The 17,588-nt window shown below is 38.3% G+C and carries 16 protein-coding genes; 8 read left to right on the top strand and 8 right to left on the bottom strand.

The genetic code is table 11. The features are described 5' to 3' along the window. Positions 1 to 182 precede the first annotated feature (182 nt). Positions 183 to 1,250 carry a TolB family protein gene (locus CKW03_RS07060; protein ID WP_157739419.1) on the top strand — a complete coding sequence of 356 codons (1,068 nt, stop codon included), beginning with the start codon at positions 183 to 185 and terminating at the stop codon, positions 1,248 to 1,250. A 1,240-nt stretch (positions 1,251 to 2,490) separates the two neighbouring features. Here the strand turns inward: CKW03_RS07060 and CKW03_RS07050 are convergent. Next, on the bottom strand, positions 2,491 to 3,099 hold the full coding sequence (locus tag CKW03_RS07050; RefSeq protein ID WP_093095328.1) for an ABC transporter ATP-binding protein: 609 nt from the start codon (positions 3,097 to 3,099) through the stop codon (positions 2,491 to 2,493). A gap of 147 nt (positions 3,100 to 3,246) precedes the next feature. Between CKW03_RS07050 and CKW03_RS07045 the strand changes: the two genes are divergently transcribed. The 7 genes from CKW03_RS07045 to CKW03_RS07015 all read left to right on the top strand — a co-directional run bounded on the left by CKW03_RS07045 (position 3,247) and on the right by CKW03_RS07015 (position 10,078). Then, positions 3,247 to 3,624 (top strand): hypothetical protein, encoded by a 378-nt coding sequence (locus CKW03_RS07045; protein ID WP_093095326.1) that lies wholly within the window; start codon positions 3,247 to 3,249, stop codon positions 3,622 to 3,624. 191 nt (positions 3,625 to 3,815) lie between these two features. Next, positions 3,816 to 5,675, top strand: coding sequence for a hypothetical protein (locus CKW03_RS07040; RefSeq protein ID WP_095067860.1), 1,860 nt, complete (start codon positions 3,816 to 3,818; stop codon positions 5,673 to 5,675). Positions 5,676 to 5,765: 90 nt separating this feature from the next. Then, positions 5,766 to 6,761 (top strand): GTP 3',8-cyclase MoaA, encoded by a 996-nt coding sequence (gene moaA / locus CKW03_RS07035; RefSeq protein WP_307724209.1) that lies wholly within the window; start codon positions 5,766 to 5,768, stop codon positions 6,759 to 6,761. A 2-nt stretch (positions 6,762 to 6,763) separates the two neighbouring features. Beyond that, a complete protein-coding gene (locus tag CKW03_RS07030) occupies positions 6,764 to 7,960 on the top strand; it encodes a molybdopterin molybdotransferase MoeA (protein WP_093095323.1) in 1,197 nt (398 codons plus the stop codon). Between the two features lie 10 nt (positions 7,961 to 7,970). Next, entirely contained in the window at positions 7,971 to 8,447 is a 477-nt protein-coding gene (gene moaC / locus CKW03_RS07025; RefSeq protein WP_093095320.1) for a cyclic pyranopterin monophosphate synthase MoaC, read from the top strand. Continuing rightward, positions 8,425 to 9,054 (top strand): NTP transferase domain-containing protein, encoded by a 630-nt coding sequence (locus tag CKW03_RS07020; protein WP_093095318.1) that lies wholly within the window; start codon positions 8,425 to 8,427, stop codon positions 9,052 to 9,054. Before moaC ends, CKW03_RS07020 begins: the two co-directional genes overlap by 23 nt. Continuing rightward, positions 9,044 to 10,078, top strand: a complete 1,035-nt coding sequence (locus CKW03_RS07015) for a HesA/MoeB/ThiF family protein (RefSeq protein WP_093095316.1) — start codon at positions 9,044 to 9,046, stop codon at positions 10,076 to 10,078. The genes CKW03_RS07020 and CKW03_RS07015 overlap by 11 nt, the downstream gene beginning before the upstream one ends. Here CKW03_RS07015 and CKW03_RS07010 read toward each other — a convergent pair whose 3' ends face one another. The 7 genes from CKW03_RS07010 to CKW03_RS06980 form a co-directional block, all read right to left on the bottom strand. Then, on the bottom strand, positions 10,079 to 10,996 hold the full coding sequence (locus CKW03_RS07010; protein WP_093095314.1) for a bestrophin family protein: 918 nt from the start codon (positions 10,994 to 10,996) through the stop codon (positions 10,079 to 10,081). 147 nt (positions 10,997 to 11,143) lie between these two features. Then, positions 11,144 to 13,537, bottom strand: coding sequence for an FdhF/YdeP family oxidoreductase (locus CKW03_RS07005; protein ID WP_093095312.1), 2,394 nt, complete (start codon positions 13,535 to 13,537; stop codon positions 11,144 to 11,146). Between the two features lie 22 nt (positions 13,538 to 13,559). Next, the gene (locus CKW03_RS07000; RefSeq protein WP_093095310.1) at positions 13,560 to 13,910 is read right to left on the bottom strand and encodes a DUF7009 family protein; all 351 of its coding nucleotides are present in this window, start codon (positions 13,908 to 13,910) and stop codon (positions 13,560 to 13,562) included. Next, positions 13,907 to 14,782 (bottom strand): formate dehydrogenase accessory sulfurtransferase FdhD, encoded by an 876-nt coding sequence (fdhD, locus tag CKW03_RS06995; protein WP_093095308.1) that lies wholly within the window; start codon positions 14,780 to 14,782, stop codon positions 13,907 to 13,909. Before fdhD ends, CKW03_RS07000 begins: the two co-directional genes overlap by 4 nt. 46 nt (positions 14,783 to 14,828) lie before the next feature. Further along, positions 14,829 to 15,245: a molybdenum cofactor biosynthesis protein MoaE gene (locus CKW03_RS06990; protein ID WP_093095306.1), complete on the bottom strand. Its 417-nt coding sequence runs from the start codon at positions 15,243 to 15,245 to the stop codon at positions 14,829 to 14,831. 1 nt (position 15,246) lies between these two features. After that, positions 15,247 to 15,489 carry a MoaD/ThiS family protein gene (locus tag CKW03_RS06985; protein ID WP_093095305.1) on the bottom strand — a complete coding sequence of 81 codons (243 nt, stop codon included), beginning with the start codon at positions 15,487 to 15,489 and terminating at the stop codon, positions 15,247 to 15,249. 11 nt (positions 15,490 to 15,500) lie between these two features. Beyond that, entirely contained in the window at positions 15,501 to 16,250 is a 750-nt protein-coding gene (locus tag CKW03_RS06980) for a sulfite exporter TauE/SafE family protein (protein WP_093095303.1), read from the bottom strand. Positions 16,251 to 17,588 lie beyond the last annotated feature (1,338 nt).

Below are 17,588 nucleotides of genomic sequence, written 5' to 3'. Positions count from 1 at the left end.
TTAAGATACGTGGATTTTATCAAAAATGTTACGCTAATAATTAAAACTACTTAAAAACTAGTAGAAGGTTTTAGTCAATTTATAGTATTGCTATAAAAATGGGCTGGATTTAACTTTGTATTAAGCTTTAGAAATCGTCAAAAAGAAAAATGCTAACAAAGAAAAAATATAAATCCAGGTTTATGAGAACGATAAAAACAATCTTTCCTCTATTAATTGGAATAATACTTTCCATCTCAGCTTGCAGCAAAGATGACATCATGGGTGCTGATGGCAAAGCAATAAAATACCTGCCTGGTAGTTTGTATTGGTATTTTGCTGGCGAAGTGGGCTATATGGATTTTGGCTCAGGAAAATATAATGACAAATGGATAGGTATTGGCCCTGGTAATTCTAGGTATGATAGTTATGATATCAGTTGGGACAACAAAAAGACCCTGCTGACGATGGATGTTGAAGGTGCCTTTAATTTTACGGAAAGAAGATTTGTGCTTCGCGATAAAGGGGCAAAAATGGACTATAGTTCCTTACAGGATGGAAAAAACGTTTTTGATATCACCTATGAAGCCGATGATATTGAAATTACTGATGCCCATATTTCCCCAAATGAAAAATACCTGGTTTTAGATGCCCAACATTTTGCAGATATGCCAATTACGATCATTGACGCTACAAATGGAAATTTTATCAATTCATGGTATGTGAAGGGTGTAAGTTTTCTGAACTATGGTATCCCAGTCTGGACTGCTGATAATACGGTCTTTTTCAGGGTTGGCAACTCAGTTTTTAAGAGTTCAGCAGCAGATGGCTTTAAGACCGCTCCTAATGTATTTTCCCAACAAGGTATTAGTTCGGTTACTGTCAATCCGCAAGGCACAAAACTGGCATTCCGTAAGGATAGGCATTTGTGGATGTGCAATATTGATGGCAGCGACATGAAGCAGATCACTACCAGCGAATTGTCAGAAGTGGTAAGCTATGATGGCGAACATAGACCTACCTTCTCCCCTGACGGCAAGTACATAGCTTTTACAGGTGCAAGTAAAGGTGGTACACCTTGGAGCGACCATGACTATGCAGATGGATCATGGGTGGCATCTGTAGGTGGCAAGTATGGATACATCGTTATCATTCCTGCCGATGGAAAAATGTATGATCTGGAAAAGAAGGATAGCGGTGCTATTTGGCTCAAACAACCAGATGCAGATTATGCAGGAGTACCTTGTAGTGCGAATCTGATCTGGCGATAAATCAATGTATGATTCAACCTATCTAGGATAGGCTTCTCATAGTAATAAACAAAGTTTCAAAGAAGCAAACAGGCCAATTGGTCTGTTTGCTTTATTATTTCCAATCTATGAAATACTATCAAATTTTTCTAACCTGTAATTCCTCAAATAAAGAAAATAAGAAAATCCAAATGAAAGTATTACCACAATTAATTGGCCTTTATAGAGGAGCAAAATAAACGAAACAAAGAAAAACAGTGACAATATTTTAATAACCTTTAGAGGCTGCTTTCCTATTGCCATCATGGCTGATTTAATAAATAAAATAAAGATCAATAAGGAAATCAGGACTACCAGGAATTTACCGAAATCAAAAAAATAAATTGTTAAGATCCCCTCAGGTAAAATCAATATTATATAATAAGGAAAGGAATTGAAAAACTTTTGCGGTCTAGAAAATGGGAAAGTTAAGATAAACTTCATTTTACTTCCTTCAAAGACCACATTTTGATATATTAATATTGAATTCAATAAAGCTACAATGAGGGAAAGAAATATCAACACATTCCAAGTGAATCCCTCTACTGCAATTCCAAAGTATTTGACAATTACAACAATGGAAATGATACATACTACCTTCGTCCCTACGAATAGGGTTAAGTTAGTCTTCAATTGATTTATTAAGTTGAATATCCAATAATATTCCTTTGGGTTAATTGATGAATAAAATGCAGCTATTCTATTATGATTCTTGATATTGAACCTATTGAAATCAATCCAATAAATCATAATAAAATTTAGCAACAGGATATATAGAATAGACCAAAAACCAGTAAGTTTTCCAAGTAAAACATAACCTACTAAAAGAGAAAACAATCCATAAATTAAAATTGGTAAATTGATTAAGCTAAATATCCTCAGCCAACTTTTTATTCTTTCCTTCCTATCCAACACGAAAAAGGTATACTTAAGAAATTCTAATTTTTGGGTCTGGATCTCTGAACTAATAAATCTAAAAACGAGAGTAATGAAGAGAAAAGAAATAATCCAAAAAATTAGAATAAACAAAGGTTCTGTTGCAAATTGCAAGGCAAGGAATAATGTCCAAAAATCTCTATTATGTTCTAAAAAAACTCCTGCGATTTGAATAAAAAGGAAATAACTTGCAATAAGACAAAAAACAATAAAAAAGAGCTTGGCATATTTCTTATAAAACCCACGGACGAAAATCTGTATTAGCACATTACCCATAGCCGCATCTTTAAGGATTTATCTTGAATAGGATTTCCCTGACTTCAAAAGGTAGGTGATCAAGATGCGAAGTTAAAATGATTGTATTTCCCAATCCTGCTTGAATTATTAACTGCTTATTCAATACATCAATAGACTTTTGATCAAGTGTGATGTACGGTTCATCCAAAAGCAAAACCTCAGGCTTTCCAACAAATGCCAAAACTAATGAGAGCTTTTTCAACATGCCACTAGAATAGCTTGAAATTGGCAAATGATCCATGTAATTGGTCATATCAAATTCCAATAGCAATTCCTCAATATTAGTGTATTCATCACCTTTACAATGCATAAAGAATTGGAGAAGCTGAGTACCTGTTAGGAAGCCGGGAAATATGGGTTCTGTCTCTGAAAAACTAACATATTTAAGATAATCTTTCGGGGATTTTTTTAAAGAATAGTTTTTATATGAAATTTCCCCTTGAAACGAAAACAAGCCCGCTAAAGATTTCAAGAAAGTACTTTTTCCACTTCCATTTTCACCACGAATCCAATAAATACCCTTTTCAAATTCCAAAGATTCAATTTGAACGACTACTTTTCTTCCAAATACTTTCTTTAAATTCTCAACCTTCAACATAATTTATCTTTGTGAATAGGTTCTAAATTGTCGCTTTGTCAAATCAATTTTAAAAAAAATAGTTCATTCTCAACATAATAAATTGTTAATTAACTTTTTATTACATTTCAGATTATCTTATTTTTATACTTTATCAAAACTGATAATATGAGTATCCAAATTGTAATCATCTTTGTGCTGGCTCTTCTTTCCGTATCCATCATTGATACTTTAGGTCCAATAATCGCTAACAAATTCAAATTCAATTACGCATATTTCATCATCTTTTCATTTGCTACTTATTTTCTGAGTGGCTTTTTTTTATCGATGTTCGCAACGGCCAATACCGTTCTTTTTTTATCAGGAATGGTTGGCTTTTATGATGGAACAGTAGGGGTAGAAATTGCCAAACGCTTCAATGGATACCAAGAGGCAGATTTGAAATTTATCGAAACAAAGAAAAACATACTTGGGATAGTTTCATTCTGTCTAGCCCTTATTTTTGGCGGATTGGGCAGATTCCTTTATACCTTAATGATTGGATAGCTCTTTAAATCCTCTTTTATCCCAATATTTTCTCTAAAAATACCTACCAATAGGTATTTCCATCCACTATTTATTCCTGTATTTTAGAATAGGTTAAAATACACTTTGTGTATTGCAAACCAACAACCAATTATTACTATCACTTACACTAATGGCAAGCTATAATTGCCAATACCTAATTATTCCTGAATATGAAATGGCCCCTCTTTCTTTTCCTGATTCTTCCAATGCTTTCATTTGGACAAAATAAAACCGCAAATAAATTACAGCCCAATATTCAACCTACCTATGCAGATGCCGTATATCTTGCTGAATTGGAACAGAAATTCAATGATCCATTGGCAACTGACTTTTCTTTGATTTCAAACGAAATCAAAGGTATCTTAATAAAATACAACGTTGACATAAATGCTTCAGAATCGACTCAGAACAAATTATTAGCTGAATTGATAGACTATACAAAAGGCTATTTACCTACTGTAGATAAATTTAACTTAAACAAAGGTTCAAATATTGGAGGTTCAACTGGAACAAAAAAAGCAAACCTTCCCGAAGCAGTGAATCCTGCCAATGCACTGGGGTTCGGATGGGAAGCGGCGGCAATAAACGGTCTTTCAACTTTTATGGCAAACCGTTTCAAACAAGAAACTATTCACTTTGGTTTGAACCGACTTTTTAATCAGATCAAGGAAAAGGACGCAAAAATTTTCAATGCCTTGCTACCTGATACATATAAGGAGATTTGCAGCTTACAGTATAGCAATAATTACTATAGCGCTGACCTTGTTTTTTTGAGACAGGTCGTAGACAATGATCTGGAAAAGATTCATTACCGGATAGCTAAAGAGGTTAAAAATGTCTTCCCCAGAATACCTGATGAAGGAGCTGATATTTTAAAAATCGCTGCTAATATTCACTCCGATTTAGGAACAGGATTAACACTGCCTGGAATGTTTAGTAGGCTGGACAAAGAAACCTACTATAATGCTACGATTACCAAAGCAATCACACTAAACCATCTATTTTCCGAAGCTCTACGCGACATTGATGGAAGTGAAGGGACTTGGGTTGATATCCATAAATTAAAATCTCCAACGAGTGGGCAAAAAGTCGGCAAATTCTTTTTTGGATTATTAATGGAACAATTAAAACCATTCATTCCATCTGATAACCAAGATGAAAATTTAAAGAAAATCAACCAATTAATAACCTATTTTGAAGATCTCAACTCCGCTGCAGTTTTTTTGAAGAAAAACAACTTTAATCTAAATGTTGAACAAGGACTTCAACTGTTGAATATGTTGCAAACCTCAATTTCTACCCTAATAAAAACAGGTGATGAATTAGAAATCCTCCCGTATAGTTCCGAATATTTAATCCAATTTTCCAATTACCAAGATTTTGCTTCTTCCTTAGTCAAACGCGATTACCAAAAAGCCTTGATAACCATTTTGAAACAAATGATTAATTATCTGCCCGAGGAACAAGTAACTACTTACCGTAGATCCCTGATCTTTATGGTCCAACTTGCGGAAACAAAAGATGATAAGGACATGGAACAATTGCTGGAAGCCTATGCCCTGCCCATTGGTGGAAGTTCTATCAAAAGAAACAGCAATTTTAATGTCAGTTTAAATGGATATGTTGGTCTAACTGCCGGAAACGAGATAGCCTATGGTTCCGAAAACCAAGCAAAGACCAATATCGGATTAGCGGCACCCATTGGCGTATCGATCAATTTTAATAAAAATTTCACTGTATTTGCCAGCATCATTGATCTAGGAACCCTAGTCAATGTACGCTTGAACAATGACACCACCTTCTTTTCCAACTTAAAATTTGAACATTTCCTAGCCCCTGGAATAGGGCTCTATTATAACTTTAAAAAATCGCCAATTACCCTTGGCGCTCATTATAATTATATTCCAAATCTTAGAACCATAAAGATTGGAAATGGAGAAGCTGCCGTCACAGAAAAGAATGTTTCGGTCTCTCGCTTCAATGTTTCTTTATTGGTAGACATTCCATTTTTCACTCTTTACAATAAATAAAATTAACCAAAGGATATTTATTTCCTCAATCTGTCTCCAAATTGCCTTAATTCCTAATAAAACATTAAGTATATTTGGTATAGGACATCTATGAAGGATATGTTGAAGGATAAATTTGGGCGGACTATTAATTATTTGCGACTAGCTGTTGTTGACCGATGTAATCTTCGTTGCACCTACTGTATGCCCGAAAATGGTCTACATTGGATCAAGCAAAAAGAATTGATGACGGATGATGAAATAATCCGGCTTTGCAGCATCTTTACACAACTTGGCGTAGATAAGATCCGAATCACTGGTGGTGAACCTTTTGTAAGGAAAAACTGCATGGAATTGATCCAAAGAATATCCCAAATAAACAAGCTCAAAGAAGTAAGCATAACAACCAATGGAATCCTGACCGAACCCTTTATCCCTGAATTAAAAGCTCTTGGAATCAAATCGGTCAACCTTAGTTTGGATACCTTGGACGAGGATAGATTCTTCAAAATTACCCGTAGGAAGGAATTTCAGCAGGTCATGAAAACCATGGAGAGCCTCCTATCTCACAATATTCAAGTAAAAATCAATTGCGTAGTGATGGACGGTCAAAATATTGAGGACATTATTCCATTGGTCAACTTAGGCAAGAACTTGCCTATTGCGGTCAGATTCATTGAAGAAATGCCTTTCAATGGTGATAATAAAGAGATTTCTCTAAAATGGAACTATCACAAAATATACGAGCATATCCAAGAACATTTTGGAGACATCCAAAAACTGGACGACCCTAAAAGTTCGACCTCCTATAATTATAAAATCCCAGGATTTAAGGGTGAATTTGGCATCATCGCAGCCTATTCACGGAGCTTTTGCGGCAATTGCAATCGCGCTCGCGTCAGCCCATTAGGTATACTAAAAACCTGTCTATATGAAGGTGGAGGCATAAATTTAAAAGACGTACTCCGATCGGGCAAATCTGATGAGGAACTCAAGCAGATAATCATTCAATCCATTCATCATAAACCTAAAGATGGTTGGGAAGCTGAAAAAATCAGTTCTGATCCGAATGCAATTCATCAATCTATGGCAACTATTGGAGGGTAAAAATGGAAATGATTACCGTAGAACAGGCTGAAAAAATTATCCTCTCAGAAATAAGAGAGTTTGGGCTGGAAACCATTTCCATACAGCATGCCTTAGGCAGAGTGCTTGCTGAGGATCTGCTGGCAGACCGCGATTTACCGCCCTTTGATCGATCGACCGTTGATGGGATTGCTATCAATTACAAGGGACTGGAGAATGGAAATAATAGGTTTAAGATCCAAGGCGTTCAAGCTGCCGGTGAACAACCTATTCCGATCGATTCCATCGATAGCTGTGTTGAAATCATGACTGGAGCTGCCCTAGATCCTTCCTTGGATACCTTGATTCGATATGAAGATGTCATTATGAAGGATGGATATGCAAGCCTACAAACTGAGGTTAGCAAAAGTCAAAATATCCACCTCAAAGCTAAGGATAAAAGACAGGGTGATATTTTGGTTCCGGCCAACCAAATCGTCAGTCCGGCAATTATTGGAATTGCTGCTTCAATTGGAAAAATCAAGATCCAGGTCAAGAAATTACCCAAAGTAGCTATCATTTCCACGGGCGATGAAATGGTCAGTGCTGAATCCGTTCCCAATCCTTATCAATTAAGACGCTCCAATGGCATCAGCATACAAACTGCATTGAGCAAATATCAAATTTCAGCAGACACATTCCATCTCAACGATCATTTCGATGAAATCAAGGCAAAACTTTCTGAGCTCTTAATTCAATACGATGTGCTGGTCATAACTGGCGGCGTATCGATGGGGAAATTTGATTATTTACCGCAGGTGTGTAATAATTTGGGTATAAAACAGCTTTTCCATAAAATCAAGCAAAGACCCGGAAAACCATTATGGTTTGGAAAGTCCGTAGAGAACAAATTGCTCTTTGCCTTTCCGGGCAATCCAGTTTCCGTTTTTATGTGCTTACATCGCTACCTCATTCCTTGGTTGGAATCCTCATTGAGAATAAAGAAAGCTCCCCTATTTGCCATTTTACAGAATGACATTCAATTCCAGGCACCCTTACAGTATTTTGCCCAAGTTAAACTGAGGGTCAATCAACAAGGACAATTAACGGCTGCATCTGTGGATAGCAATGGATCTGGAGACTTTTCCCATCTCGCCGAAACAGATGCTTTTATTGAACTTCCCTTAGAAAAAAACAGTTTTAATAAGGGTGAAGTTTACCAAGTATGGACCTATAAATAAATCGTAAAGGATGACAGAATTTTCACATATCAATAAAAACCAGCAACCCAGTATCGTCAATATCATGGACAAAAAGGTATCCCAACGACACGCTGTAGCCAAAGCAAGTATTGAACTACCTGAAATGATGATGCAAAAACTGACTGCTGAGAACTTCAATACTGCTAAAGGTTCCATTATCCATACCGCGATTATTGCGGGGATTATGGGGGCAAAAAAAACAGGCGAACTCATTCCTTTATGCCATCCTATTGGTTTGGAAAATTGTGAGGTTGAAATAAAATTCAATTCAAATTCCCTTGATATCTATGCCACTGCCGAGGTAGAAGCAAAAACTGGGGTGGAGATGGAGGCCATGACAGCAGTTTCCATTGCTGCATTGACCATTTATGATATGTGCAAGGCATTGAGCCATGATATCATCATCAAGGAAATTAAACTGATGGAAAAAACAGGAGGAAAAAATGACTTCAAAAGATCAGAATAGCGTTGCTGAAATCTATGGACTGGTACTCGCAGGTGGTAAAAGCCGTAGAATGGGTAAACCAAAAGATCAAATCCATTGGCACGGAAAGGAACAAAGATATTTTGCAGCTGATTTGCTTGCAGAATACTGTGAAAAAGTCTTTATCTCATGCCGTGAAGATCAAACGCAAGATTTTGATCCAAATTATCAGGCTTTGACAGATACCTTTCTGAATATGGGTCCTTTCGGAGGGATCCTCTCTGCTTTCCATGCCCATCGCGACAAAGCCTGGTTGGTTGTTGCCTGTGACCTCCCTCTATTGGATAAAGATTCTTTGGCTAAACTCCTGCAAAACCGAGATCCTGATCAAATAGCGACAACCTATAAAAGTCCATTTGATGGCCATCCAGAACCTTTAATAACGATTTGGGAGCCAAAAAGCTATCCTTTATTGCTGAGTTTCCTAGCAAATGGGATTACCTGCCCCAGGAAAGTCCTGATCCATTCGGATTGCCTGATTTTAGACCCTAATAATCCTGATGCTTTAATGAATGTGAACAGTCCTGAGGATGCAGAAATAGCAGATAAAACACTTCAAGAACAAAAAAAAACTATAGATGGATCCTAATTTCGAAAGATATCAATGTCAAATTGCTTTACCCGGATTTGGTAACAAAGGGCAGCAATTGCTCCAAAATGCCAAAGTCCTAATTGTCGGAATGGGCGGTTTGGGTTGCCCTGCAGCCCAATATCTCGCTGCCTCCGGTATTGGAACCTTAGGATTGGTTGATGATGACCTCATTTCTCTATCCAATTTACACCGGCAGGTCCTATATGGACCACAAGATATCGGTAATTGGAAAGTAGAAGTTGCAGCAGAGCAACTTAAAATGCAGAACCCTGAGATCAATATTATCTCCTACCCAATCCGCTTGACCTCCAATAATATCATGGACCTAATCAATGAATACGACTTGATCTTGGAAGGAACCGATAACCTAGAAAGCAAATGCCTAATCAATGACGCCTCTGTACTAGCTGGAAAGCCTTTGGTTTATGGCGCAATTTACCAATATGAAGGACAGGTAAGTATTTGGAATGCTAAACTTCCGGATGGAACCTATTCCAGCAATTATAGGGATGTTTTCCATGATATTGAAAACACAGCAGTTCCAAATTGTAAAGAAGGCGGTGTCATACCCAGCTTAGCTGGAATTGTGGGTTGTATGCAAGCCAATGAAGCCATAAAGTACCTCACTGGCATGCAGGATATCCTAGCTGGAAAATTATGGATCATGGATACATCAACAGGCATATCAAGGATCATTAAACTAAAAAAATCAAATATTCAGATCAAGGCTCTACAGGAAAGCAATCCAACCATTGCTTTAGAAGAATATGAGCTCCATCCCGAAAAATTTGTCCTGTACGATGTAAGAGAACCAGATGAGCACGAAGAATTTAATATTGGCGGAAAAAACCTTCCATTGAACGACTTGCATCAACATCTAGAGGAATTTGCAACTATCAATGCTAAAGTTATTCTCTATTGTATGTCGGGAAAAAGAAGTAAAATAGCTGCACGTGTTATCAAGAAAGCTTATCCAGATTTAAAAGTCTACTCCCTAAAAAACGGTCTACTAGGCCTGTAATTAGTCAATAATTTCTTGATACGGCTTTGGCTTCCTTGTATTGGGTATGCCTACTAGCTCCTCAATGGTTTCTTCAATCATTTCACTCATGCTATTGAGTGCCAAATCATTCGCTTCTGCGCCAAAAGGTTCTTCGATTTCATCCGCTATGGCCTCAAATGCCACAAAAGTATAAGCGATAAATACCACGATTAAAGGCATAAACCAACCCAAGGAGTCCACTAAGCCAAAAGGCAGCATGGCACAATATATATAAACCGTCCGATGTAATAAGACGCTGTAACTATAGGGCAAAGGTGTAGAGATAATTCGTTCACAGCCTCCTAGGATATCAGAAAGCTTATCGAGGTTTTCATCCATTCTAGCTTGTTGAATGGAATCCATTCTCCCCTCCATTTTTGCTCCTTGCAGCTGCTCAGCCATCATCCGCATAATGGTTACAGGCTTATACTTGGAAGCCATAACGAGCTCATAACTTTCTGGATCCAACCTTTTCTCCATATCCTCCTTGGAATCGGTTCCTCGAAGCTGATGCTTTAATGCAAAAACAAAGGCACTGATCAAACGGATAAATCCAACAACGAATTCCTGGTTTTTCTCGCCATTATTTAAGGTCATGACCTGCCTAGCCAAAGCCCTGGAGGTATTCAACAAAGACCCCCACAATTTTCTACCTTCCCAAAAACGGTCATAGCTTGCATTGTTTCGGAATCCCAGGAAAAGGGCCAAAACAAAACCAAATAAAGTCAATGGAGCTGGATTTAAGGGAACTTTGAAATCCAATACGGTTCCATGGAAATAGGCAACCAAAACAGAAAAGACCAAAAGTAACAATAGTCTGGGTACCAATGCAGGTAATACCGAACCATGCCAAACAAAAAGCATCTTGAACCAATGCTCTTTCTTTCTAATAATCATATTATTTTAAATCTTAGCAGAATTAAATCAGCGTTTCGAAATTCTAAGGATCATTCCTGCACTTGGATTTAGCAAGAATTTCTCTTCCCAAAGGTAGCCTTAATCCTAGCTTCTCTCCAATTTATTTCCTTTTATTATGTTCCCCAACTATGGCCTTTGAATAGCACCTTGATACAACATTTGATCTACCTTTTTGTAAACTGCTGGATCATGTGGCTTAATTTTGATTTTCACATATTTTGATGCTGGCATATTACTCTCTTTAACCACGTTATTCACGGAAACTAGCACATTGGTCTCTGGGAAATAGGTTACCGTATTCTTTTCAGGAATCTGATAAGATACGATGATAAATAATGGGGCAACACGCTCAATACCATCATCAAAATTATAAAGATCCACTTTATCTCCGGCTTTGAGGCCTGCTTTATCAATATCCTTCTGGTTCATAAAAATAACCCGGCGCTCATTTTTAATGCCACGATAACGATCATCCAATCCATAAATTGTCGTATTGAACTGATCATGTGTCCTAGTGGTTGCCATCATATATTCATCATCGGCCAAGGTATTATCTGGAATCTCAGTTAAAGTAAATGGTGCCCTACCCTCTAATTTCTTAGCGAAATATTGTTTATCGCGCGCCTCATTAGGTAAGTAAAACCCTCCTTTTTCCCGAACGCGTACATTGTAATTATCAAAGCCCGGAATACATTGTTCTATATCATCCCTGACTGCATCGTAACTGTCATGATATCGTTTCCAATTCACCACAGAACGATTACCTAAGGTCTCCATAGCCATTCTGCAAACAATCTGTGTCTCATTGATCAAGTTATCTGAGACCGCATCCAACATTCCCTTGGACTGTTGAACGACACCCATAGAGTTTTCGGTAGAAATAATCTGAAGAACGCCATTTACAATATCCTTATCGCTTCGTCCATAAGTCGGCAGGATCAAAGCCTCTTTCCCATGTACCAAATGCCCCCTATTAAGTTTGGTAGACACACAGACCAAAAGATTAAGTTTGCGCAAGGCATTTGCAGTATAAGTTGTATCAGGTGTAGCGGAAAGGAAATTCCCACCCATACAGAACATAAATTTTATTTTTTCTTCATGCATCGCTTTAATGGCGCGCACTACATCATAACCATGCTTTCTAGGCACCTGAAATCCGTAGAAATTCTCAATTCTATCCAATTGTTCATTGGAAGGCTTTTCATCGATCAACATCGTCCTATTCCCTTGTACATTGCTATGTCCGCGTACCGGACAAACTCCAGCTCCGGGAATACCGATACTTCCTTTCAACAGCAAGATATTCAGGATTTCACGAATCATGTCTACACCATTAGGTTGTTGGGTCAGCCCCATTCCCCAGCTGATAATAATTCGTTTCTTGAAAGCAATCATTGCTGCAGCTTCATAGATCAGATCCTTGTCAACAGCAGCTTCTTTAGCTAACTCATCCAGATCATAATCTTTGAACTGTTGCAAGAACTCATCATAACCAACAGTTTTATTTTCAATAAATTGTTCATCGAATACCGAACCTGGATTCTTCTTTTCAAAATCAATCAAGAGCATTTCGATTGCCTTCAGAAGGGCCATATCTCCATTGATCTTAACAGGTAAATAAAGATCAGCTAGCTTAACTCCACCTTCCAAAACGCCCATCACACTCTGAGGATCTACAAATCCCATTAGACCGGCTTCAGGTAATGGATTGATGGCAATGATCTTTGCTCCATTCTTTTTCCCTTTTGCCAATGCACTCATCATTCGAGGCGCATTCGTCCCTGGATTTTGTCCAATGATGACAATAACATCCGTGTCATAAAAATCTTCTAAGGTCACTGTCCCTTTACCAATACCGATCGTAGGCCTTAAGGCAGAACCTGAAGTTTCATGGCACATATTAGAACAGTCAGGCATGTTATTGGTTCCAAATTCCTTGGCAAATAATTGGTAGACAAAAGATGCCTCGTTACTGGTTCTTCCCGAGGTATAAAACGCCGCTTGATCAGGTGATTCCAGTGCATTTAAATGGGATGCGATCTTTTTAAAAGCATCATCCCAACTGATGGGTTGATAATGGGTTGCCCCTTCTGGCAAAAACATCGGGTCGGTTAATCTGCCCATCTTCCCTATTTGGTAATCATCCAATTGGGCAAGATCAGCGACAGAATTTTCCTTAAAAAACTGGGGAGTAACACGCTTACTTGTAGCTTCCTCTGCCAAAGCTTTTGCACCATTCTCGCAATATTCACCTAGAACCGAACGCTCATCATCAGGATCCGGCCAAGCACAGCTCGGACAGTCAAAACCATCCATCTGATTCATTTTAAACAAGGCCCGACCTGCACGTACTACAGCTTTCTCCTCAAATAAATCACTGAATACTGCCAAAACCGCCGGGATCCCAGCCGCTTTCTTCTCAACAGGTGTCAGTTTTAGATCCAACAACCTAAAGGGATTTTCCGCACTAGGTTCCGTTTTTATCTCCTGCTCGATCAAATTTTTATCTAGTTCTTCCATAGCCGTGTGATTTTAGAGCTGCTTAACATATCATATTCGGATTCGGATAATTGTCGCTTTGGTCTTCCAAAGTATTGTCCAAACACACAAAATCCTTTTCTATCAACAACTTTACTTTCCCTGTAACCCCTTCAAAACCTACGATATCAGTTGAATACAGTTGCTCCAACATACTTACAGGAATTTTCAAGGTAATTTTATTATCGACATATTCTACTGATAATTCTGACACCTCCGCCTTTTCCACAGCATAAACAAAGGATTTTTCCAAAAACTCGGTTTTGCTCGAAATATTTCCATCTTGGTATAGCGAATTTACTTCCGATTGTGTCAATCGAATCCGTACAGAATTATCTTTTATTCTAATTTTCATGATAAATTTTTAATAGTCAAATTTGCTCCCTGATGATAGATATTGAATCTATTTTTCCCCAGGAAACCCAACAAACTAATATCAAACTCTTTCGCAAGCTTGATCGCAAGGCTTGAAGGTGCACCAATCGCTGCAATAACTGGAATACCTGCCATGGCAGCTTTTTGAACCAATTCAAAACTTGCCCGACCACTCAAGACCAAAATCCTTTCCCTCAAGGGCAACTGATCTTTCAAAAGAAAATATCCGATCAGTTTGTCCAAGGCATTATGTCTACCTACATCCTCCCGCAGCCCAAAGAGATTCGCCTCTATATCGAATATGCCGGAAGCATGGATCCCTCCTGTAGAGCTAAAATTATCCTGTAAGGACCTCAGTTTTTCAGATAGTTGATACAAGACGTCCAATTCAATGTTTAACGTCTTTTTCGACATGGACTGAAAGGTGCTGACCGTCCGGATAGACTCGATAGAACCCTTCCCACAGACACCACAACTTGAAGTGGTATAGAAATTCCGGTCCACGTTCATTAAATCTGGAATATATCCAGCTACAAGTTCAACAACAATACTGTTCTCATTGTTTCTGGAACATTCAGATTTAGCATGTTCAATGGTCTTGATTTGGCCCAGATTGGAAATAATCCCTTCCGTAAACAGAAAACCCGCAGCGAGCTCTATATCATTTCCCGGCGTCCGCATGGTAACCGATAGGTTCTTGGTCTTCATTTCAGACTCCTCTCCATACCGAACCTTGATTTCCAAAGGTTCTTCCACAGAAACATCATCCACAAAAGAACTTCCGCTCTTTTCTTTTACTTTAATGATCTCAAGTTTCTCAATGGAATTGTTTTTCAAGGCTTCTACATTCATCACCGTACAGTCTAATCTATTAAATATACGAAATTAATCCCTCTTCCTAAGGATGAGCTGACACCCATTCTTCCCCATTTTCAAAGATTTCCTTTTTCCAAATGGGCACCGTTTGCTTCAAGCTGTCAATAATAAATCGACAAGCATCAAAAACAGAATCCCGATGTCCATCGTTGACCACAATGATCACCGCGACCTCACCAGGATATAATGTCCCTACTCTATGCTGAATCACAATATTGCGGACGGCATATTTTGAAATGGCAGCCTCTGCAATTTTCCGCATTTCCTTTATCGCCATGGCTTCATAACATTCAAAGTCCAGCCGGACCACTGCTTTTCCTTTACTATGGTTGCGCACTGAACCTATAAAAGAAGCTATTCCTCCACTTTCAAGATCCTTTGAAATAGCTAAGCAACTTACTATATCAAGTTCATCTGCCGATATCTTTACCTCTATCATATTAGCCTCCACTAACTGGTGGAATCACTGCAATTTCATTTCCACTGTTTATTATTTGTGAATCTTCAGCATACTCTTCATCAATGGCAAGCATATAGGATTTAAGTTTGTTTAGCTGAGGATATCCCTCCTCAAGAACAGATCTTAAATCACTGACATTCAAACCTTCATTTACTTCCAGATGAATCTCTGATGAACCAAATATATCTTTTGCTATTCCAAAACCCAACACTGTAATCTTCATGCCATTCTATTTTACCAATATTTAATCAATACGTTTATTCCAGCTATAAAAACAAGAGCTGCTGTCATTCTTTTCACTATTAATGGGTTCCATTTAATGGACATCCTAGATCCGATCTGCCCTCCTATAAAAACGGAAAGACATAAAATCCCAATCCTAGAGAAATTCATCTCGACAGATAGTTTTGAAAACTGCCCAGCGATTCCAGATATAGAATTAACCAGAATAAATACGCTGGAAGTTGCTGCAATCTTCTTGGCGGTATCCCATTTTATTAAATTGAGCAATGGTGATAAAAATATTCCGCCCCCTATCCCCACCAATCCAGACAAAAAACCAATCCCTCCACCTAATAAACTGTTTTGGACCAAACTTGGTTTGAAATAATCTTTCCTTTCTTCATTCGTTTTTTTATCTGTTTGGACCCACAACAATACCGCAGCAAGGATTAAGGTAAAGCCTAAGATCATGAAGAAGGTTTCTTGGCTTAATTTCATGATGGCGCCTAAATACGCCATCGGAACACTGATCAAGGTTAGTGGCAGGATTTTGCGCCAATCAACCTGCTTATTCCTGAGATAGATGATGACTCCTCCAACAACCACGATCACATTGCAGATCAGTGCTGTAAGTCTAATCTCCTGATAAGGCAAGCTATACATGGCCAATACCGCCAAGTAACTTGAACCGCCTCCAAATCCAACAGATGAATACACAAAAGCGATTATCAGAAAAATTAACAGCAACTCCCAATGTTCCATACGCAGCCTTTATGTACAATAATTATTTCCGTTGAATGTTTAATCTTAATAGTTTCTTGGTCATTCAATTTAATAAAGATTTATGGGAATTTGTAGATAATTTAGGATGTCGCCCAAAATACTTCAAGTTCATTTTGAGCTGAATTGGAAGATTTCTTAATAAATTTCGATGATTGCCTTGACCTTATTCGAGGCATATTCGGAAAACGCCGAACTGGATAAAATAATTCTCGAACATGCCTCGAATAAGTCTCGAAGCAGGTCAGGATAATAACCTGTTTTAAAATCGAAAGTTGAGGAGGCTAGGTAGGATATTTTTCTATATCTCAAAGGAACATCGAGCGGCTTCTCGGCATCTGTGGATACCCGTCGAGATGAACATCGAGCGGCATCTCGGCTTCGATAACCGTCGAGATGCCAAAAATTCTCTGTTACTTTTGGAGCCCAAAAGTAACCAAACCGACGAAGGAGCATTGTTTACTTAGGCAGGCAACCCCCAGAGGGGGTGAAATCTTTGTAGAAAAATGTACCGTTTACCGGATAACCCCTGGAAGGGGTGAAATCTTTGTAGAAGGCTAATTCGTCATCCGTACAACCCCTAGCGGGGGTGAAATATTTTTCTGAAAATCCACTTTAAAGGGGTCAAATCAATAAAAAATAGTTCCCTCATCTTACGATTTCGGGATGACAGCAATCCTTAAAAAAAATAAAAAAATAGATTCTTCGCTGCGCTCTGAATCCCTCTCTGGGACACTTCCAATTCTGAACGAATAGTGAAGAATCTGTATGTAAATGTCCACAACATTTTGTCATCCTCCATCTTTGATGGAGGACCTGTACGCCAATACAATCATGGTTTGTATGGTCCGAGATCCTTCCTACTTCTCAGGATGACCCCAGAGTTGTTAACGAGGTTTGAAGAACTGTACGCCAATACAATCATTGTTTGTATAACTCCGAGATCCTTCCTTCGTCAGGATGACTCCAGAGTTGTTAACGAGGTTTGAAGAAATGTACGCCAAAACAATCAATGTTTGTATACCTCCGAGATCCTTCCTGCGTCAGGATGACCCCATGGTTGTGCACGTAGTTTGAAGGACCTGTACGCCAATACAATCATGGTTTGTATAGTTCTGAGAAACTTCGTGCCTTAGTTTGACACCGGAATAGGAATGCTGTTTTGCGAATTACTGCCCTGGAAGGGCAGAATTATTTTAGCAATGGGTTCAAACAATATAGGGGTAATGCAAAAACGATGTTCGATTAATCGAACATCGTTTTTGCGCGACTTCCAGGCTAACGTGCCATGCCTGCTAAAATAATGGAACCCCAAAAGGG

The organism is Sphingobacterium mizutaii (assembly GCF_900187125.1).
Taxonomy (GTDB): domain Bacteria; phylum Bacteroidota; class Bacteroidia; order Sphingobacteriales; family Sphingobacteriaceae; genus Sphingobacterium; species Sphingobacterium mizutaii.
Note: the sequence above shows the minus strand (reverse complement) of the source record. Positions and strands in the feature narration are given on the sequence as shown.